The following is an 18554-nucleotide window of genomic DNA, read 5'->3' on the forward strand; positions in this document are numbered from 1 at the left end:
CCCCCTGCGAGACCAGCAAGACGGCCGGACTTGGAACGGAACAAATACACGGCTAGGGCCCTTCCGCTGCCATGCCCGATTTCTCCCAGATCCTCTCCGCCAAGACCCCGCTCACGCTCGCCTCGGTGGCGCGCGGCGCACAACCGCTCGTCATGGCCGACCTCGCGCGGGCGGCAAAAGGGCGTGCCGTCTTCGTCGCACCCGACGATGCCGCGATGCGCGCCGTCGCCGACGCGGCGGGCTTCTTCGCGCCGGAGCTCGACGTCGTCGAGTTTCCCGCCTGGGACTGTCTGCCCTACGACCGATCGAGCCCCGCGCTCTCGGTTTCGGCACGCCGCCTCGCCGCGCTGCACCGGCTCCAGGGCAAGCCCAAAGGCCCGCAGCTCCTTGTCACGACGATCAACGCGCTGCTCCAGCGCGTCGTCACGCCGTTCCGCATCCGCGAATCGGTCCGCCTGCTCAAGCCGGGCATGGAGATCGGCCGCGAGAGCCTGATCGCGCTGCTCCAGCGCCAGGGCTATTCGCGCACCGACACCGTCGTCGACGCCGGCGAATATGCCGTGCGCGGCTCGATCTTCGACATCTTCCCCTCGGGACTCGAACAAGGCCTCCGGCTCGATTTCTTCGGCGACGAGCTCGAGACGCTGCGCCTGTTCGATCCCAACACCCAGCGTTCGACCGGCACGGTAGAGGAGCACTTGCTGCTGCCTGCCAGCGAGGCGCTGCTCGACGAGGACAGCGTCAAGCGCTTCCGCGGCCGCTACCGCGAGCTGTTCGGCGCCAATGCCACAGCCGACCCGCTCTACCAGGCGGTCAGCGACGGCCGCCGCCTCGCGGGCATGGAGCACTGGCTACCGCTGTTCGAGGACCGGCTGGTCACCCTGTTCGACCACCTCGCGGCCGACGACCTCATCGTCATCGACGCCTCGGCCCAAGGCGCGGCCGACGAACGCCTGACCGACATTGCCGACTACTTCACCGCGCGCACCGACACGAGCGGCAAGGCACCGGGCTCCTACCGCCCGCTCAAGCCCGATGCGCTCTACCTGACGCGCGAAGAGATCGACGGCCAGCTCGCCGGCTGGCCCGTGCACAAGGCCGACATCTTTGCCCAGCCCGCAAGCGCCAAGGCGGTCGACTTCGGCTTTACCAGTGGCCGCGACTTCGCACCTGAGCGGGCGCGTGGGGACAACGTCTACGAAGCCGCCGCCAAACACCTCCAGACCGTAACAAAGTCCGGCCGCAAATCTTTGATCGCAGCCTATTCTGTTGGCAGCCGCGCGCGCATCGCGTCGATCATCGGCGAGGCCGGCAAGGTCGAACCGGCGCTCGCCGATTCGTGGCAGGAAGCACTGGGCCTGGCCGCCAGGGGCCGTCCCGTCGCGCTGGTCCTGCCGCTCGAAACCGGCTTCGCCAACGACGAGATCGACCTCGTCACCGAGCAGGACATCCTGGGCGACCGCCTGGTCCGCCGCAAGAAGCGCAAGAAGGATGCCGACGCCTTCCTGGCCGAACTCTCGGCGCTCACGCCGGGCGATCTCGTCGTCCACATGGACCACGGCATCGGCAAGTACGAAGGCCTGCAGTCGATCCCGGTTGGCAAGAGCCCGCACGACTGCGTGATGCTGACCTATGCCGGCGGCGACAAGCTCTACATCCCGGTCGAGAACATCGACGTCCTCTCGCGCTACGGCAGCGGCGAAGAAGGCGCGGCGCTCGACAAGCTGGGCGGCGAGGCCTGGCAACGGCGCAAGGCGCGGCTCAAGGAGCGCATCCGCGAGATCGCGCACGAGCTGCTCAAGACCGCAGCCAAGCGCGCGCTGCGCCAGGCGCCCGCACTGCTGCCCGACCAGGCCAGCTACGACCAGTTCGTCGATCGCTTCCCCTGGGAAGAAACCGACGATCAGGAACACGCGATCGCCGACGTTCTCGGCGATCTCGCCGCGGGCCGGCCGATGGACCGGCTGGTCTGCGGCGACGTCGGCTTCGGCAAGACCGAGGTCGCGCTACGCGCGGCTTTCGTCGCGGCCATGGCCGGCCAGCAGGTCGCGGTCGTCGCGCCGACCACCCTGCTCGCCCGCCAGCACTACAAGGGCTTCTCGGAGCGCTTCGCCGGCTTCCCGCTCGAAGTCGGCCGCCTCTCGCGCCTCGTGCCGGAGAAGGAGGCCAAGGAAACGCGCGCGGGACTCACCGCGGGCACGATCGACGTCGTCGTCGGCACCCATGCGCTGCTGTCGAAGACCGTCTCGTTCAAGGACCTGGGTCTCGTCATCGTCGACGAGGAGCAGCGCTTCGGGGTCAACCACAAGGAAAAGCTCAAGCAGCTGCGCAACGACGTCCACGTCCTGACGCTGACCGCGACGCCGATCCCGCGCACCCTGCAGATGGCGATGAGCGGCCTGCGCGAGCTCTCGACCATCCAGACCCCGCCGGTCGACCGTCTGGCGGTGCGCACCTACGTGATGGAATGGGACGAGATGGTGATGCGCGAAGCCTTGCTTCGCGAGCATCACCGCGGCGGCCAGAGCTTCATCGTCGTGCCGCGGATCACCGACATGGCCGAGATCGAGGACTGGCTGCACAAGGCCGTGCCCGAGGTGAAGTACATCTCGGCCCACGGCCAGATGGGCGCCGGCGAGGTCGAGGAGCGGATGAGCGCCTTCTACGAGGGCAAGTACGACGTGCTGCTCTCGACCACGATCGTCGAGAGCGGGATCGACATTCCCAGCGCCAACACGATCATCATCCACCGCGCCGACCGCTTCGGCCTGGCCCAGCTCTACCAGCTGCGCGGCCGCGTCGGCCGGGCCAAGCTGCGCGCCTATGCCTACCTGACCACACCGGCCGACAAGGCCTTGTCAGAAGTCGCCGAGAAGCGCTTGAAAGTGCTCGGAGATCTCGATTCTCTGGGCGCCGGTTTCCAGCTCGCCAGCCACGATCTCGACATCCGCGGCGCGGGCAACCTGCTCGGCGACGAGCAGTCGGGCCATATCCGCGAGGTCGGCTTTGAGCTCTACCAGTCGATGCTCGAGGACGCGATCCTCGCGGCCAAGGCCGGCGACATGGGACTCGAGCGCGAACGCCAGGCGCTGAGCCCGCAGATCACCGTCGACGCGCCGATCATGATCCCTGAGGATTACGTGCCCGACCTCGCCGTCCGCATGGCGCTCTACCGCCGCCTCAACGATGCCGAGGACCAGCAGGAGATCGAAAGCCTCTCGGCCGAGATGATCGACCGCTTCGGCCCGCTGCCTTCGGCCACGGCGAATCTGGTCAAGCTGATCGAGATCAAGCGCCAGGCGATCGAGGCGCACATCGCCAAGATCGACGTCGGTGCGAAGGGCTCGCTGGTCTCGTTCCACAACGACCAGTTCCCCGATCCCGCCGGGCTGATCGCCTATGCCGCGCGGCTCGAAGGTACGGTCAAGCTGCGCCCCGACAGCAAGCTGGTGATCACGCGCGTATGGGGCGATCCCAAGTCGCGGCTGCATGGGCTGGCACAGTTGACCAAGGGCCTGGCGCAGATCGCGAGGAAGGCCGCGGGCTGAAGCATTCGTGCTTCCCGCGAAAGCGGGGACCGCTATCGGTCTACGCCGGGATCCCGGTGAAGCATGGCCAGGGTTTCCCGCATCTACGGAGATGGCGGCGGGATCACGTAGATCCAACCGTCTCCGATCCGCTCCAGTCGACCGTCTGTCTTGGTAAAGCCCTGCTGTCGAAGGCGCGCGCTGACATGTTCAGCGTCGGGTCGCTGATTGAAAGCGTGTTCGGCCCAGATCACCGTCGGGCACTTTTCGGCTATTGCCCGCGACGATGCAGGCGCGAGTTCGAAGCCGTGGGCGCGCGCGACCCATCGATAAGCGTAAGGAAAGACCGCGCGATTTTCGACCGGGGGCAACAGCTGCGTGTTTTTGTTCCAGTATTCATCGACATGCACAATCACGCCCGGGCAGCGGCCGGTAATCTGGGCAATCTTCACCGCAGTTCCATTCCAACTCGGCGATTTCAGAGTCTGCTGCAAACTGGCGTAGATCGCGAACAGCGAGCCGATGATCATCACGCCATCGATCAGTGTCGCGATCGACGCAGAGACGCGTTTGGTCACTGTCGCTACGCCGATCGCCAGGATCATCGCGATCGGCGGATGGAGGCTGACGAGATAGCGGTCGATGACGAACGGGCGTTGTAGATGCGCGATGATCAAGACAATTACCGCGAGAACGACGCCAACACCGAGCGTAGCTGTCAACCAGGCGAAATCGGACAGTCGGCGCTCCTTGACCGTTTGCCATCCGAGCATCGCCAGTCCGCAGCTTGCAACCGCAGTCAGAGGCCAATTTGCGGTGAGGTTGGCAATGATTTCGAGCCTGATCGTCCAACGCGCTTCACCGGCACTCGACTGTATCCAGAAATTCTGCGTGTTACGGGCTATCGTGCCGTATTGCAGCGCCGTCGTTACTAAGAACGGCGCAGACGCGATAGCGCCCACCGCCGCCAGTTCCTTGGCGCCGCGCCAGTCCCGCGTCATCAACATGCGCAAACCGAACGCCGCGCTTACCGCGCCGACAATCATGGTCGCGGCCAGATGCACCGAAAACGAAACTGCGAGCGCGACACCCAGGAATGCGAGCGCCCCGCGCGATCGGGGCGATTGTCCTGGCCGCGCCAGTTCGGACAGCGCCGCCACCGCGATTGCCGCGGCGACATAGGCGAGGAAATTGGATCGCAACTCGCTGACCCGACCGATCATCGGCAGATAGCCGGCGAGAGCGATGACATAGGGGACCGCAAGCGGTCGCAGCGCCGGTCTGACGCGGCAGAGAACGAATAGAGCGCCACCGCCGACCAGAGCGATGCCCAGGTTCAATATGCGCCTCAGAACGAACGGGTCGCCCAGAAAGTTCGTAGCCCAAGCCAGGAAATAGAAGAGCGGAGGGTGATTGTCGCGCATCCAGACCGGCCAGAGCGCGAAGAAGCCAGGCCCAGGGCGCGTGACGTAATGCGTGTAAAATTCATCGTACCACGGACCGCGGCAGATCAGCGCCAAAGTCATCGCGGCAAACAGTGCCACCACGAGAAATGCGAAGGCCCATGCGCGGACGGTTTGTGCACGAATCATGGCACAGCTGTATTCGGGCCGAGTTAAGATGCGATTTTCCAGGTTTATCAGCCCGCGAGCTGACAGAACTCGTCCAGGCTCATCGGCGCGGCGCGCAGGAAGCCCTGATAGAAATCGCAGCCCTCGCGGACGATCAGGTCGCGCTGGGCCTCGTCCTCGATGCCCTCGGCGATGACCTTGAGCGAAAGCGCGCGGGCCATGGCGACGATCGCGCGCAGCACGGCGAGATCGCGCGGATCGTCCTCGATCCCATCGACCATCGAGCGGTCGAGCTTGAGATAGTCGAGCGGCAGCAGTTTGAGATAGCGGAAGTTGCAGAAGCCCGCGCCGAAGTCGTCGAGCGCGACGCGTATGCCTTCGGCCGAGATGCGGCCCAAAGTCTTCGCTGCGGCGTGGATGTCGCTGAGCAGCACCTGCTCGGTCACTTCGAGCGTCAGCCGGTCGGGCGGAAAGCCGCTCTCGTGTACGATCCCCAGCAGGGTATCGGCATAGGAGATCGCCGCGAGATCGGCGGGGGTGACATTGAGCGAGAGCCGCAGGCCCGGCGGCCAGTCCTTCGCCGCCGCGAGCGCACGCCTGGCGATATGACGCGACAGCGGCGCGACGTGATCGCTGCGCTCGGCGACGCCGAACAGCGCCGCGGCACCGATGCGGCCGAGCAACGGATGTCGCCAGCGCGCAAGCGCCTCGGCCCCGGTCAGCAGGTCGTCGGCGTCGAACTGCGGCTGGAAGAGGATCTCGATCTCGTCGCGATCGATGGCCACGAGCAGATCGGCCTCGAGCTGCGCGGCGGTGCGGCCCGGCAGCACCGATTCGCCGTCGGCCCAGGCGATGCGCCCGCCTTGGAGCCGCCGACTGCCGAGCGTGTGGCCGAGCCGGTCGAGCAGCGATTCGACGGTGTCGTCGGCCAGCGCGCGCAGCAGCGCGAGCCGCGGCGAGAGCCGCAGTGCGCCCGCAGCCGCAGGGATCGACTGCGAAACCAGGTCGGCGAGCTGCTCGGCGAAGAGCTGCCAGCGCTCGCGGCTGCAGGCCTCGTTCGCCGCCAGCAGGAAATTGCCGCCGCTGCCGCGCGCGACCAGCCAAGGGCCGTCGAGCTCGTTCTCGGCGAAACGGCAGATGCGCCCGCCCACCTCGGCCAGGGCCGCATCGCCTGCGCTGGCGCCGTAGGCTAGGTTGACCGCGTCGAACCGGCGCAGCCCCAACAGCAGCGTATGGACGCGCGCCGCCTCGCCCCGCGCGGCCGCCTGGGTCAGCCAGTCTTCGATCCGCCCGCGGACCGTATCGATTGCCGGAAGCCCGGTCACGGCATCACGCGGCGCGTCGCGATCGAGGGAACTCGGCTCATTCATCGGATGACACTAGCCGGAAGCCCTTGCCAAAGCATTCAAATTACCACAGCTCCCCTCGCGAACGGGATTTTGGAGTAGTTTGGCGTGGCCACGGACAAGAAGCTGGCGCTGATCGTCTCGGACAGCATCAAGGCGCAGGAAGGCGCCGAGACGCTGCGCAAGGCGCACGATTGGGTCAAGCCCGCCGATGCCGATGTCTTCGTCGTCCTCGGCGGTGACGGCTTCCTGCTGCACGTGCTGCACGAAATGCTCGACAAGGGCCGCCTGCGCCCCTGCTACGGCGTCAACCTGGGCACGGTCGGCTTCCTGATGAACCGCAACGGCACCAAGCGCACGATCGCAGAACGCATCGGCCGCGCGCGTGAGATCGCCGTTCACCCGCTCGAGATGCGCGCGACGACGCAGGACGGGCAGGAGTTCAGCTATTACGCGATCAACGAGGTCTCGCTGCTGCGCGAAACGCGCCAGACCGCCAAGCTGGAGGTCAAGATCAACGGCAAGGTGCGCATGGCCGAGCTCGCGGGCGACGGCGTGCTGGTCTCGACCCCCGCCGGCTCGACCGCCTACAACCTCTCGGCCAACGGGCCGATCCTGCCGCTGGGCTGCAACATGCTCGCGCTGACGCCGATCAGCCCGTTCCGCCCGCGCCGCTGGAAGGGCGCGATCCTGCCCGACAGCGCCGAGGTCGAATTCCGCGTACGCGAGCCTGCCAAGCGCCCGGTTTCGGCGGTTGCCGACCAGAAGGAAGTGCGCGACGTGCGCGACGTGCGCATCTGCACCGCGCGCGACCGCGAACTCACCCTGCTGTTCGATCCCGGCGCCAGCCTCGAGGAGCGCATTTTCGCCGAGCAATTCCAGGCTTAGGCGCAAAAAAACAGTTTTTGTCGTTGGGGTGACTTGCCAAAGTTTTCGGCGCTGTTATAGGCGCACCCCTGCCCGAGAGGGCTGCTCCCTGATAGCTCAGCGGTAGAGTAGGTGACTGTTAATCACTTGGTCGTAGGTTCGAATCCTACTCAGGGAGCCAAATTTTCCGCTTCGCCGGAAATATCCGCCGCATAGACTGGTGCGGAACGCTCTTCAGCCACAGACGTTGACCTCGCAGGAGGTTGCCATGGCCGATCTGCAGCATACACAGCCCCAAACCAGCGCCGCGCGTCGCGAACTCGACGGGCTTACCGCGCAATTCCGCACGCGGGCCGAGGCCGAACTGGCGGTCGAGCATCTCGCGCAGGAATACGGGATCGATCCCGCCTTCATCTATGTCGAACCCGTGGCCGACGAGAACAGCGCCGGCACGCAAGCCAGCGGGGGTGACCACGCCTCTGGCCTCCCCAGTCACGCCGAGCGTCCCGACGCCCCGCTCAATGGGGCGATTCAGCTCACCGTCCCCGTCCACCACGACAACCTGTTGAGCGTGACGACGGCATTGCGCGAAACCGGCGCTCAGTTGATCGAAGTCTTCTAGCGGTCCAGCCCATGAAAAAGGCCGGCGCCCTTGCGGGAGCCGGCCTCTGCCAAGCTGTTTTGCCGCTTAGTGCGCAGGCGCGGACGGCGTGCCGCTGGGAGCAGGCGTCGCCGTGTCGGTCGGCGCGGGAACTGCGGCCGCAGGCGCGCTGTCGATCGCAGCGGCAGTCAGGTCAGCCGAGTCCTGGGTCGGGGTGGCATTGGCATTGGCCGTCTCGCTTCCGCAAGCAGAGAGGCTCATACCCATGGCTGCCAGGGCGATGATCGTTGCGCCCTTGATTACTTTCGTCATCGAAACTCCTTTCAATCGCACGCGCCCTCGCGCGCCGGAGGGGGTCCGGCATCCGCATCACGCGGGCACGCTGCCTCGGGCGTTAACTAAGCGCCAAGCCGCTGTAAACGGCCGATCGACCGCTTGATCGCAACCGCACAACGGCTCGCAGCCCGTGCCGGTGACAAAAAACACAGCCGCGGCGTGCGTCCGCTCACCGCGGCTCGGCAGCCGAAAGCCCATAAGGAACTCATGGAGACCGCCCGCCCCGGCGGAAACGAGATCGGAGACCCACCATGACCCTCACCGCCCGCAAGCTGTTCGGATCGGTCGGCGTTCAGGCCCCCGCGCAGACCGCGGCCGAAACCATCAGCCCCGAATATGGCGCCTGGTACGCCCAGCAGATGGCGCGCTCCTACGCCGCGAGCCGCAGCGCGCAAACCGTGATCCGGCTGTTTCGCGAAACACCGGGCGAAGAACTGCCGCTAGCAGCCTGACGCGAAAGCCTTCCCGCCACGAAGGCAGGAAGGCCGAGAGGTCAGCCCGCCACGCCGTGGCAGTGCTTGTACTTCTTGCCCGAACCGCAGGGGCACGGCGCGTTGCGGTTGAGGTTCTGGTCGGCATAGGGATCCTCGCCCGGGCGCACGCCCGCATCGATGATCGCACTGGCCGCGCCGCCACCGCCGAACACGGGAATCGCGCTGACTTCGCTGCCGGCCTCGGGCGTGAAGAACGGATCGATATGGCCCGTCAGGAAATCGGGCAGTTCGGGCAGGTCCATTTCAGCGGGTTGCGAGAACTGCAGTTCGCTTGTGGTCAGGATGCGCGTCACGTCTTCGCGGATCGCTTCGAGCATCTTCTCGAACAGACCGAAGGCTTCCTGCTTGTACTCGTTGATCGGCGTCTTCTGCGCATAGGCGCGCAGGAACACGACCTGGCGCAGCGCGTCGAGCGTTGCGAGGTGCTCTTTCCAATGCTGGTCGAGACGGTCGAGCAGCACACTCTTCTCGACCTGACGCCACACGGTCTCGTCGTTGGCCGCGATCTTGTCGGCCATCTTGGCGTCGGCGAGGGCCGAGAGGCGTTCCTCGATCAGTTCGGGATCGACGCCGTCTTCCTCGAGCCAGTCCTCGATCGGCAGGTCGAGCGCCAGCACGTCCTGTACGCGCGCCTTGAGCCCCTCGATGTCCCAGTGCTCGGGATAGGAGCCCGCCGGGCAGGCGTCGGCGACGATCGCATTGACCGTGTCGTTGCGCATGTCGACGACGACGTCGTCGACCGTATCTGCATCCATGATGTCGGCGCGCTGTTCGTAGATGACCTTGCGCTGGTCGTTCATCACGTCGTCGTATTCCACGACCTGCTTGCGCACGTCGTAGTTGCGCGCCTCGACCTTCTTCTGCGCGGTCTCGATCGCCTTCGACAGCCACTTCGAACCGATCGCCTCGCCATCGGCGAGGTTGTTGTTCATCATCTTGGCGAACAGCGTGTCCGGCCCGAAGATGCGCAGCAGGTCGTCCTCGAGGCAGAGGTAGAACTTCGACAGGCCCGGGTCACCCTGACGGCCCGAACGGCCGCGCAGCTGGTTATCGATGCGGCGGCTCTCGTGACGCTCGGTACCAATCACGCAGAGACCGCCGGCGGCTAGCACCTGCTGCTTCTGTTCGGCGACCTCGGCCTTGATCCGGGCGACCGCGGAATCGCGCTCGGGCCCTTCGGCCAGATCCTTCAACTCGTCCTCGACGCGGAACTCGACATTGCCGCCAAGCTGGATGTCTGTGCCGCGGCCGGCCATGTTGGTGGCGATCGTCACGGCGCCGAGGCGGCCAGCCTGGGCAACGATATGGGCTTCCATCTCGTGGAAGCGCGCGTTGAGGACGTTGTGCTTGACGCCTTCCTTCTGAAGGAAGTCGGACAGCAGCTCGGACTTCTCGATCGAGACCGTGCCGACGAGCACCGGCTGGCCGCTGTCGTACTTCGTGCGGATCAGCTTGGCGATGGCGGCGAACTTGTCGAGCGTGTTCTTGTAGAACTCGTCTTCCTCGTCGATGCGCTGCACGGGCACGTTCGTCGGGATCGTGACGACGTTCATCTTGTAGATGTCGAAGAATTCGGGCGCCTCGGTCGCGGCCGTGCCGGTCATGCCCGCGAGCTTGGGGTACATGCGGAAATAGTTCTGGAAGGTGATCGAGGCCATCGTCTGGTTCTCGGGCTCGATCTTGACGCCCTCCTTGGCCTCGACCGCCTGGTGCAGGCCGTTCGACCAGCGGCGGCCGTCCATCATGCGGCCGGTGAACTCGTCGATGATGACGACCTTCTCGTCCTTGACGATGTAGTCGATGTCGCGCTTGAACATGACGATCGCCTTGAGCGCCTGGTCGAGGTGATGGACGACCTGTGTGTTCTCGATGTCGTAGAGGTTCGAGCCTTCGAGCATGCCCGCGGCCTCGAACATGCGCTCGACCTTCTCGACGCCGTCCTCGGTCAGGACGATGGATTTCTGCTTCTCGTCGGCCTCGTAGTCTTCGGGGACGAGTTGCTTAACCACCGCGTCGACCTGCATGTAGAGCTCGGACTTGTCGTCCGTCGGCCCCGAAATGATCAGCGGCGTGCGCGCCTCGTCGATCAGGATCGAGTCGACCTCGTCGATCAGCGCGAAGTTGAAGGGGCGGTGCACCATCTGCCCGCGCTCGTGCTTCATGTTGTCGCGCAGGTAATCGAAGCCGAGTTCGTTGTTGGTGGCATAGGTGATGTCGCACCAATAGGCCTCGCGGCGCTGTTCCTCGGTGAGGTTCGGCACGATCACGCCGACGGTCAGGCCGAGGAAGCGATAGATCTGGCCCATCCAGTCGGCATCGCGGCGGGCCAGGTAGTCGTTGACCGTGACGACGTGAACGCCCTTGCCCTCGAGCGCATTGAGATAGGTTGCGAGCGTGGCGACCAGGGTCTTGCCCTCGCCCGTGCGCATCTCGGAGATCTCGCCGCGGTGGTGGACGATGCCACCAATCATCTGCACGTCGAAGTGGCGCATGCCGAGCACGCGCTTGCCCGCTTCGCGCACCGTGGCGAAGGCCTCGGGCAGCAGGTCATCGAGCGAGGTGCCCTCGGACAGCAGGTGGCGGAACTTGGCGGTCTGGGCGACCAGTTCGTCGTCGCTCAGTGCTTCGAGCGTGGGCTCGAAAGCCGCGATCTGCTTGACGACCTTGTCGAGCGACTTGACGTAACGGTCATTGGACGAGCCGAAAACGGCCTTGGCGATTGCCCCGAACATAGCGGAATTCCTGAATTGTAGTGCGGATTCGGCGCGCACGGATCGGCACGCGCCATCGAAATGGTGAACGCGTGAAAGCGCTTATTCGCGCGCGCGATCGATCCCGAGCATGACGGGAGGAGCGCAATCTGCGTCCTGACGCATGACGACGATCGTGCAGCGCTCTTCCCGCTTGCCCGGATCGGCCAGGGGGGCGCGCACGGCAGGCCGCGCGACGGCGGCGTTTTCGCTGCGAACGATCGCCGCGAAGACCCCGATCTCGCTCGTGCCCTCGGCGCGAATCCGCGCCTGTGCCGGGCTCATCTGCGCGGCAAGGCCCGTGAACAGGGCCAGAAGGGTCAACAGCAGGCGGGTGGCCATGCATGGCAGATAGGAAAAGACGAGTCGCTCGTCCAGTGCGGTGACGTGTGGATCGGTGATTTTCCCCGCTCGTCGCGGTGTTGTCACAATTCGTCTCTGCCAGAGCACGGGATACCGCAGTGCAGCATTCACTCGGTTGAGCGCAAACCAAGCGCGATGATACCGTTTAGGCGAGGTCGGATCTTGGTTAAGGCAATATTAAAATGACGAAATCCTGGGAACTGACCATCAGCCAGGCCTTGGCGGAAGACTTATTTGAAGTCGTTCCAAGCCTTTACGAGACCTTTTGCCCGCTAGTCTCTCGCATCGCCGTCGATGTGTTTCGTCGTTTCAACATCGCCGCCAATCTGCTGCCCTGCCAACTTTGGCAGGCGTCGGACGAAGGCAACCATGTCATTGGTTTCATGGGCAATGCGACACCCGACAAATGGGACGGTCACGTCGTCTGCGTGACCAGCACGATGCTGATCGACGGCGCGGTGCGCGGACTGCACCGCGACTTCAATTTCGCCGTTCCCGCCGTTGCCGTGGTCGAGCGCTTCAACGCCCATTCGCACGCGATCGCGCGCTGCGATCTCGAAGGCAGCCGGCGCCTGTGGTGGTTCAACCCACCCTACGGCTTCGACACGACCCCGCCGCTCCAGCCCGTCGAACTGATCGACGAATATGCGAGCGCGGTGACGGAGCGTATCCGCGCGCGCCTCGGCGACACGCCGCCATCGATGGCCAGCGCGGCCTGAAGCCTTCGCGATTGCGGGGACTGCCGTGATTGACTAGGCGAAGCGCCATGTCCGACGCCGTCTCTCCGCTCGCCTCGCCCTTCCCCGCGCTGCCGGCCATCGCCGGCGTGACGCCGCGCATCGCGCGCGCCGGTTACAAGGACTGGGGCCGCTGCGACCTGACCTATGTCGAATTGACAGAGGGCACCGCCGTCGCGGGCGTGTTCACGCGCAACGTCTGCTGCTCGTCCGAGGTCGAGATCGGTCGCGACAACATCCAGCAGGGACGCGCACGCGCGCTCGTGGTCAATGCCGGCAATTCGAACGCTTTCACCGGCTATCGCGGCCGCGAGGCGGTCGAGGTCATCATGGGTCAGGTCGCCGCGCACCTCGGCTGCGCGCAGGATCAGGTCTTCGTCTCCTCGACCGGGGTGATCGGCGTGCCGCTGCCCAAGGACAAGGCGCGCGCAGGTGTGGAAGCTGCGCTGACGGCGCAGCCCTGCTCGTGGGAGGATGCGGCCAGAACGATCGGCACGACCGACACTTTCGCCAAAGGCGCGACCGCCTCGGCAATCGTCGACGGAAAGCGCATCGAGTTCGCCGCGATCATCAAGGGCAGCGGCATGATCGCGCCCGACATGGCGACGATGCTCGGCTACGTCTTCACCGACGCCGCAGTCGAGCCGGCCTTCCTCCAGCAGTGCCTCTCGGCCGCCAATGTCGAGACCTTCTCGTGCATCACGGTCGACAGCGACACCTCGACCAGCGACACCGTGCTCGCCTTCGCCACGGGCGCCGCGGGCAATGCGCCGCTGGCCTCGTTCGACAGCCCCGGCGCCGAGGCCTTCGCCGCCGCGCTGCACGACGTCTGCCGCCAGCTCGCGCACCTCGTCGTCAAGGATGGCGAAGGCGCGCAGAAGTTCATCGCCGTTGCGGTGACCGGCGCGGTCTCCGACGCGAGCGCGCGCAAGGTCGGCCTGGCGATCGCCAACTCGCCCTTGGTCAAGACTGCGATCGCCGGCGAGGACGCCAACTGGGGCCGCGTCGTCATGGCGGTGGGCAAGGCCGGCGAACCGGCGGACCGCGACAAGCTGTCGATCGGCTTTGGTGGCACCTGGACGGCGAAGGACGGGCAGCCGCTGGCCGACTACGACGAGGCGCCGGTGGCCGCGCATCTCAAGACCCGCGAGATTTCGATCGAGGTCGATCTTGGCCTCGGCGAAGGCCGCGCCACGGTCTGGACCTGCGATCTGACCCACGGCTACATCTCGATCAACGCGGATTACCGCTCGTGACTCAGGCGCTGACCCAAGCCGTCGCCGCGATCATGCGCGACGCCGCGGCACGTGCGATCATGCCGCACTATCAGGCACTCTCGGCCGACCAGATCGACGCCAAGGCCGCCGACGACGTCGTCACCGTGGCCGATACCGAGAGCGAGGCGATCCTCGCCGAGAGCCTGGCCAAGCTGCTGCCCGAAGCGGCGATCGTCGGCGAGGAAGCCGCGCACGCCGACCCGTCTCTGCTCGCGCGGCTCGGCGATGCGCTGTGCTGGATCATCGATCCGATCGACGGCACCAACAACTACGCCGCGGGCAAGCCGCCCTTCGGCATCCTCATCGCGCTGGCCGAGGCCGGCGAGACCGTCGCGGGCTGGATCTACGACCCGCTGACCCAGCGCCTGTGCCACGCGCACCGCGGCCAGGGCGCCTTCATCGGCGACCAGCGGATCACCGCGCGCAGCACGGGGCAGACCCCGCCGATCGCCGCGATTTCGCTGGTTTTCGCCGATCCGGCCCGGCGCGAGGCGCTCAAGACGCAGATCGCGCCGCACTACACGATGGTCGACATTCCGCGCTGCGCGGCCGAGCAGTATCCGCGCATCGTGCTGGGCACGAACGACCTGTCGATCTTCGAGCGCACGCTGTCGTGGGATCACGCCGCGGGCGTGCTGTTCGTCAACGAGGCGGGCGGCAAGGCCGCGCGGATCGACGGTTCGCCCTATCGCGTCGACGAGGACCGCAAGGGCCTGATCGCGGCGGCGAGCCCGGCCCTGTGGGACGAACTCGCCGCGCGGATGGTCAAGCTTTAGAGTTCGCTTTCGATCCAGCTCTTGAGCTGGCTCTTCGGCGCGGCGCCGAGCTTCTGGGCGGCGGGCTTGCCGTCCTTGAACAGCACGAGCAGCGGAATCGACTGGACGCCGATTTCGCCGGGGATCTGCTGGTTCTCCATGATGTCCATCTTGACGATGTTGACCTTGCCTTCGAGCTCCTCGGCGATCTCTTCGAGCGCGGGGGCGATCATCTTGCACGGGCCACACCAGTCGGCCCAGAAATCGACCAGCACCGGCGTGCTGGATTCGAGCACGTCTGCGGCGAAGCTGGCGTCGGTCACGGCTTTGGTCGGCATGTAAGGTACTCCTGAATCTGTTTTCGTGGTGCAATCTAGGGATGCCGTGCCGCTTGGCAACGGCGGGGACGAATAGGATTACTCCGCAGCGAGCAAGACGCGCTTGTGTTCCGCAAGAACCTCCGCCGGCAGCGCGATCAGCCGCGGCGCCGCGGTGTAGAGCAAGGCCGCCTCGACCACGCGCCCCGGATAGGCCGCCTCGAGCGCCGCCGCATAGGCCGCCATCTGTCGCAAGGTCGCGACGGGCACTTCGGACGCATCGGCCGGCGGCCGCCGCGCGGTCTTGAAGTCGACGAGCCGCACGCGTGTCGGTTCGATCAGCAGCCGGTCGATCTTGCCCGATACCACCTGCCCGCCGACCACGGCCGCGATCGGCACCTCGGCGAGGCCCTCGGGCACGAACAGGTCGCGCCAGTCGGGGTGCGCCAGCACCTCGAGCGCCGCGGCGAGCAGGTCGTCGCGCTGCGCAGGATCGAGCTCCTCGGCGTTGCGCGCCAGCCAGCGTGCGCCCGCCTCACCGCGCGCGGCTTCGGGCACTTCGGGCAGGCGTTCGAGCAGCTTGTGCACGAGCACGCCGCGCCGCGCCGCCTGGCTGCCCGCCCCAGGCGGCCAGGGCGGATCGGGCGACTGGTCCTCGCCGAGCGCCGAAGGCGCCAGCGGCTTGGGCGGACGCGGCTCGGCCGGTGCGCCGCGTTCGAGCCAGACCGGCAGCGGCTCGGGCAAAGGCAGTTCGACCGAACGCGTGCCCGGCGCCGCCGGCGGCAGCTCGCCGAGCGCGCCCCATTCGAACCGCGCGGTCCACAGCGGATCGGCCACCTCGTCGTCGGGTCCGAACAGCAGCGCCAGCTTGGCGTACCAGGAATTCTCCGCGGGCACCTTCTCGCGCGCGCTCAGCGCCCCGCCGATGAACAGCGCCTCCTCGGCGCGCGTCATCGCGACGTAGAGCAACCGCCAATGCTCCTGCATCTCCTCGCGCTCGATCGCCGCGTGATGCTCGGCGATCCGCCCGACGCGATCCTCCTTGCGCAGCCCCGGCAGCGGGATCTTGCGCTCGGGCTCGTGGACATCGGGCAGGTCGAGCCGCCCGCCGCGCGAAGCGGGATTGCCCGCGGCATCGGCCAGGATCACGATCGGCGCCTGCAGGCCCTTCGAGCCGTGGACCGTCATGACGCGCACGAGATCGCCCGCGCCGCTCGCCTCGCGCTTCAACTCACCCTCGCCCGCATCGAACCAGGCGAGGAAGCCGACGAGGCTCGGCGTCGCGTTCGCGGCATAGGCCGAGGCGGCGTTGAGCAGTTCGTCGATCGGATCGTTGGCCTCGCGCCCGAGCCGCGCGATCAGCTTGCGCCGCCCCTGCCACGGCCCGACGAGCAGCCAGTGGAGCAGCGCCTGCGGCGGATCGTAATCGGCCAGGCGCAGCAGCTCGTTCAGGGTATCGACCACCGGATGGCCGATCTGGCGCAAGTGCGACCAGAGCCTGATGCCCTTGTCGCGGTAGCCATGCGCGAGCAGGTCTTCCTGCGTCCAGCCCAGCAGCGGCGAGACCAACAGCGAGGCGAGATTGAGATCGTCGAACGGCTGCGCGGCGAAGCGCAAGGCCGCGACGAGATCGCGCACGGCCAAGGGCGCACCCAGGCGCAGGCGGTCGACACCCGCGACTGGGACGCCCGCCGCGTGCAACCGCGCGACGATCAGCCCGGCCAGCTCGCGCCGGCGACGGACGAGGATCATGACGTCGCCCGGCCCCGCGCGCCGCGCGCCGCCCTTCACCAGCGGAAAGCCGTGATGCATCCAGCGCCTGACCTGCTGGGCGATCTGCTCGGCCAGCTTGCGGTCGGCGCGCGAGAACCAGTTCTCCTCGACCGGTTCCTCTTCCTCGGGCGCGAAAGGATCGTCCTCGGTGACGAGGCCGACGGGCCGCCACAGCGCGACATAGCCGGGCCGCGCTTCGCCCTGATGCACCTCGGGCGCCTCGCGCAGGCCGATCTCCTCGTGGCCGATGCCTTCGAGCGCGGCGTCGACGAAATCGAGCACCGGCTGCGCCGTGCGGAACGAGCGGTCGAGCCCGTATTCGCGCAAAGGTCGCGGTCGTTCGTGCTCGGCGAGGCGCATGTCCTGCGCCGCATCGACCGCGCCGCGCATCGCCTGCTTCACGCGCTGGCGCGCCTGCTCGAAGTTCTCGGGGCTCGTGCCCTGGAAGCGGAAGATCGCCTGCTTGTAGTCGCCCACGACGAACAGCGTGCGCAGCTTTTCGTCGTGCTGGCCGAGCCCGGCGAAGAAATCGCCGGTCAGGGCGTCGATGATCCGCCACTGCGCGGCATTGGTATCCTGCGCCTCGTCGACCAGGATGTGATCGAACCGCCGGTCGAGCTTGTAGCGGATCCATTCGGCGAGATCCGAAGTCGCGAGCAGCGCCGCGGCCTGGCGGATCTGGTCGTCGAAATCGATCAACCCCTCGCGCTTCTTCGCCTCGTCCCAGGCCAGCGCAAAGGCGCGGCCGAGCCGCAGCGCGAGCACGAGGCGATCGGCCAGCGCGAGCAGGCTGGCCATGGCGCGCGCCGCAGCGATGCATTCGCCGACGTCGGCGACGTAGCTGGCATAGCCCGGATCGAGCTTGTCGAGCGAGGTCGTCGCGCGGAGCTTGCCCTCCTTGGTGAAGAACACGCCGTGCAGCGCATCGAGCCCGGCGGCACGCTGTTCGGGCGCGCCGACCAGCCAGGCCTCGATCTTCGCGGCGTTCTCCTGCCCCGTCTTGGCCTTCCACTCGCGGTTGACGTCGAGACAGCGGCGCAGCGCACGCACGTCGAAGGCGTCGTCGGCGCAGATCGTCGCGAGGAAATCCGCATCGGCATCGGCCGGCAGCCCGAGCAACTGGTTGATCCGTGGCCGCATCGGTTCCTGCCAGGCGCCCGTGCCTAACCAGGCCTCGCGCGCCTCGGCGCAGCGCAGCAGATAGGCCTCGACGTCCTCGGGCCCCATGCGCAGCGACAGGTCGGCGACGGCCGCGAGCATCTGCGGATCGCCGAGCGGCTCGCGCTCGGCCGCGGTCAGCAGCTCGGCCAGCACCTGCCGCGCGAGCAGCACGCGGTCGCGATCCTCCATCGGCCGGGTGCCGGGCACCAGTCCCGCCTCGTGCGGGAAGGCACCGAGCAACCACTGCGCGAAGGCGTGGATCGTATCGATCCGCAGGCCGCCTCCCGGGCAATCGAGCACCGCCGCGAACAGCGTGCGGGCGCGGGCGCGCGTCTCGTCGTCGGACGGCGCGCCGATCGCCTCGAGCCGCTGGAACAGCGCGGGATCGGGCAGCCGCACCCATTCGGCCAGCGTGCCGTTGATGCGCGCGGCCATCTCGGTCGCGCCGGCCTTGGTGAAGGTCAGGCAAAGGATCTGCGACGGCTCGACCCGCGGCTGAAGCAGGAGCCGCAACACGCGCGACGACAGCACCTGCGTCTTGCCCGTCCCCGCCGAGGCCGAGAGCCAGACGGTCTCCTCGGGCGCGACGGCGTGCATCTGGTTGCCGTGGAGCGGGTGGACCTTCGCGAGGCCGCTCATGCCGAGATTCTCCCCTGCAAGGGGAGGTGGCAGGCCGCAG

Annotated in this window: 14 protein-coding genes and 1 tRNA gene; 8 read left to right on the forward strand and 7 right to left on the reverse strand. The window is 66.9% G+C overall.

Annotated elements, in window-relative coordinates; genetic code table 11:
• Nucleotides 1-71: 71 nt before the first annotated feature.
• Nucleotides 72-3548, forward strand: coding sequence for a transcription-repair coupling factor (gene mfd / locus WG901_RS05385; RefSeq protein ID WP_339585977.1), 3477 nt, complete (start codon nt 72-74; stop codon nt 3546-3548).
• A gap of 83 nt (nt 3549-3631) precedes the next feature.
• Here the strand turns inward: mfd and WG901_RS05390 are convergent, their stop codons facing one another.
• Both WG901_RS05390 and WG901_RS05395 read right to left on the reverse strand, forming a co-directional pair.
• Entirely contained in the window at nt 3632-5119 is a 1488-nt protein-coding gene (locus WG901_RS05390; RefSeq protein ID WP_339585978.1) for a hypothetical protein, read from the reverse strand.
• Nucleotides 5120-5166: 47 nt separating this feature from the next.
• Entirely contained in the window at nt 5167-6468 is a 1302-nt protein-coding gene (locus WG901_RS05395) for a GGDEF domain-containing phosphodiesterase (RefSeq protein WP_339585979.1), read from the reverse strand.
• A gap of 84 nt (nt 6469-6552) precedes the next feature.
• Between WG901_RS05395 and WG901_RS05400 the strand changes: the two genes are divergently transcribed.
• From WG901_RS05400 to WG901_RS05410, 3 genes are all read left to right on the forward strand, one after another.
• Nucleotides 6553-7332 carry an NAD kinase gene (locus WG901_RS05400; RefSeq protein WP_339585980.1) on the forward strand — a complete coding sequence of 260 codons (780 nt, stop codon included), beginning with the start codon at nt 6553-6555 and terminating at the stop codon, nt 7330-7332.
• A gap of 85 nt (nt 7333-7417) precedes the next feature.
• Nucleotides 7418-7492: transfer RNA gene (locus tag WG901_RS05405), tRNA-Asn, on the forward strand.
• An 87-nt stretch (nt 7493-7579) separates the two neighbouring features.
• Nucleotides 7580-7933 carry a hypothetical protein gene (locus tag WG901_RS05410; protein ID WP_339585981.1) on the forward strand — a complete coding sequence of 118 codons (354 nt, stop codon included), beginning with the start codon at nt 7580-7582 and terminating at the stop codon, nt 7931-7933.
• 66 nt (nt 7934-7999) lie between these two features.
• Here the strand turns inward: WG901_RS05410 and WG901_RS05415 are convergent, their stop codons facing one another.
• Nucleotides 8000-8224, reverse strand: a complete 225-nt coding sequence (locus WG901_RS05415; RefSeq protein WP_339585982.1) for a hypothetical protein — start codon at nt 8222-8224, stop codon at nt 8000-8002.
• 275 nt (nt 8225-8499) lie between these two features.
• Between WG901_RS05415 and WG901_RS05420 the strand changes: the two genes are divergently transcribed.
• Entirely contained in the window at nt 8500-8700 is a 201-nt protein-coding gene (locus tag WG901_RS05420) for a hypothetical protein (protein WP_339585983.1), read from the forward strand.
• Nucleotides 8701-8741: 41 nt separating this feature from the next.
• On the opposite strand, the gene secA is transcribed toward WG901_RS05420, so the two are convergent.
• Together secA and WG901_RS05430 are read right to left on the reverse strand one after the other, a co-directional pair.
• Nucleotides 8742-11474: a preprotein translocase subunit SecA gene (gene secA, locus WG901_RS05425; RefSeq protein ID WP_339585984.1), complete on the reverse strand. Its 2733-nt coding sequence runs from the start codon at nt 11472-11474 to the stop codon at nt 8742-8744.
• A gap of 81 nt (nt 11475-11555) precedes the next feature.
• Nucleotides 11556-11834 (reverse strand): hypothetical protein, encoded by a 279-nt coding sequence (locus WG901_RS05430; protein WP_339585985.1) that lies wholly within the window; start codon nt 11832-11834, stop codon nt 11556-11558.
• Nucleotides 11835-12037: 203 nt separating this feature from the next.
• Between WG901_RS05430 and WG901_RS05435 the strand changes: the two genes are divergently transcribed.
• From WG901_RS05435 to WG901_RS05445, 3 genes are read left to right on the forward strand one after another with little or no spacing between them, the layout of a single operon-like run.
• A complete protein-coding gene (locus WG901_RS05435; RefSeq protein WP_339585986.1) occupies nt 12038-12574 on the forward strand; it encodes a hypothetical protein in 537 nt (178 codons plus the stop codon).
• A gap of 47 nt (nt 12575-12621) precedes the next feature.
• Nucleotides 12622-13848 (forward strand): bifunctional glutamate N-acetyltransferase/amino-acid acetyltransferase ArgJ, encoded by a 1227-nt coding sequence (gene argJ, locus WG901_RS05440; RefSeq protein ID WP_339585987.1) that lies wholly within the window; start codon nt 12622-12624, stop codon nt 13846-13848.
• 32 nt (nt 13849-13880) lie between these two features.
• Nucleotides 13881-14645, forward strand: a complete 765-nt coding sequence (locus WG901_RS05445) for an inositol monophosphatase family protein (RefSeq protein WP_339586650.1) — start codon at nt 13881-13883, stop codon at nt 14643-14645.
• Here the strand turns inward: WG901_RS05445 and trxA are convergent.
• Both trxA and addA read right to left on the reverse strand, forming a co-directional pair.
• Nucleotides 14642-14962, reverse strand: coding sequence for a thioredoxin (trxA, locus tag WG901_RS05450; RefSeq protein WP_339585988.1), 321 nt, complete (start codon nt 14960-14962; stop codon nt 14642-14644). The genes WG901_RS05445 and trxA overlap by 4 nt on opposite strands.
• Nucleotides 14963-15040: 78 nt before the next feature.
• Nucleotides 15041-18514, reverse strand: coding sequence for a double-strand break repair helicase AddA (addA, locus tag WG901_RS05455; RefSeq protein WP_339585989.1), 3474 nt, complete (start codon nt 18512-18514; stop codon nt 15041-15043).
• Nucleotides 18515-18554: the final 40 nt, after the last annotated feature.

Source organism: Novosphingobium anseongense, from assembly GCF_037482895.1.
Taxonomy (GTDB): Bacteria; Pseudomonadota; Alphaproteobacteria; order Sphingomonadales; family Sphingomonadaceae; genus Novosphingobium; species Novosphingobium anseongense.

Excerpts from the sequence above, each read along its gene's own strand:
- mfd (WP_339585977.1), top strand. The coding sequence starts at position 72 with ATGCCCGATTTCTCCCAGATCCTCTCCGCCAAGACCCCGCTCACGCTC.
- WG901_RS05390 (WP_339585978.1), bottom strand. The coding sequence starts at position 5,119 with ATGATTCGTGCACAAACCGTCCGCGCATGGGCCTTCGCATTTCTCGTG.
- WG901_RS05395 (WP_339585979.1), bottom strand. The coding sequence starts at position 6,468 with ATGAATGAGCCGAGTTCCCTCGATCGCGACGCGCCGCGTGATGCCGTG.
- WG901_RS05410 (WP_339585981.1), top strand. The coding sequence starts at position 7,580 with ATGGCCGATCTGCAGCATACACAGCCCCAAACCAGCGCCGCGCGTCGC.
- WG901_RS05415 (WP_339585982.1), bottom strand. The coding sequence starts at position 8,224 with ATGACGAAAGTAATCAAGGGCGCAACGATCATCGCCCTGGCAGCCATG.
- WG901_RS05420 (WP_339585983.1), top strand. The coding sequence starts at position 8,500 with ATGACCCTCACCGCCCGCAAGCTGTTCGGATCGGTCGGCGTTCAGGCC.
- secA (WP_339585984.1), bottom strand. The coding sequence starts at position 11,474 with ATGTTCGGGGCAATCGCCAAGGCCGTTTTCGGCTCGTCCAATGACCGT.
- WG901_RS05430 (WP_339585985.1), bottom strand. The coding sequence starts at position 11,834 with ATGGCCACCCGCCTGCTGTTGACCCTTCTGGCCCTGTTCACGGGCCTT.
- WG901_RS05435 (WP_339585986.1), top strand. The coding sequence starts at position 12,038 with ATGACGAAATCCTGGGAACTGACCATCAGCCAGGCCTTGGCGGAAGAC.
- argJ (WP_339585987.1), top strand. The coding sequence starts at position 12,622 with ATGTCCGACGCCGTCTCTCCGCTCGCCTCGCCCTTCCCCGCGCTGCCG.
- WG901_RS05445 (WP_339586650.1), top strand. The coding sequence starts at position 13,881 with ATGCGCGACGCCGCGGCACGTGCGATCATGCCGCACTATCAGGCACTC.
- trxA (WP_339585988.1), bottom strand. The coding sequence starts at position 14,962 with ATGCCGACCAAAGCCGTGACCGACGCCAGCTTCGCCGCAGACGTGCTC.
- addA (WP_339585989.1), bottom strand. The coding sequence starts at position 18,514 with ATGAGCGGCCTCGCGAAGGTCCACCCGCTCCACGGCAACCAGATGCAC.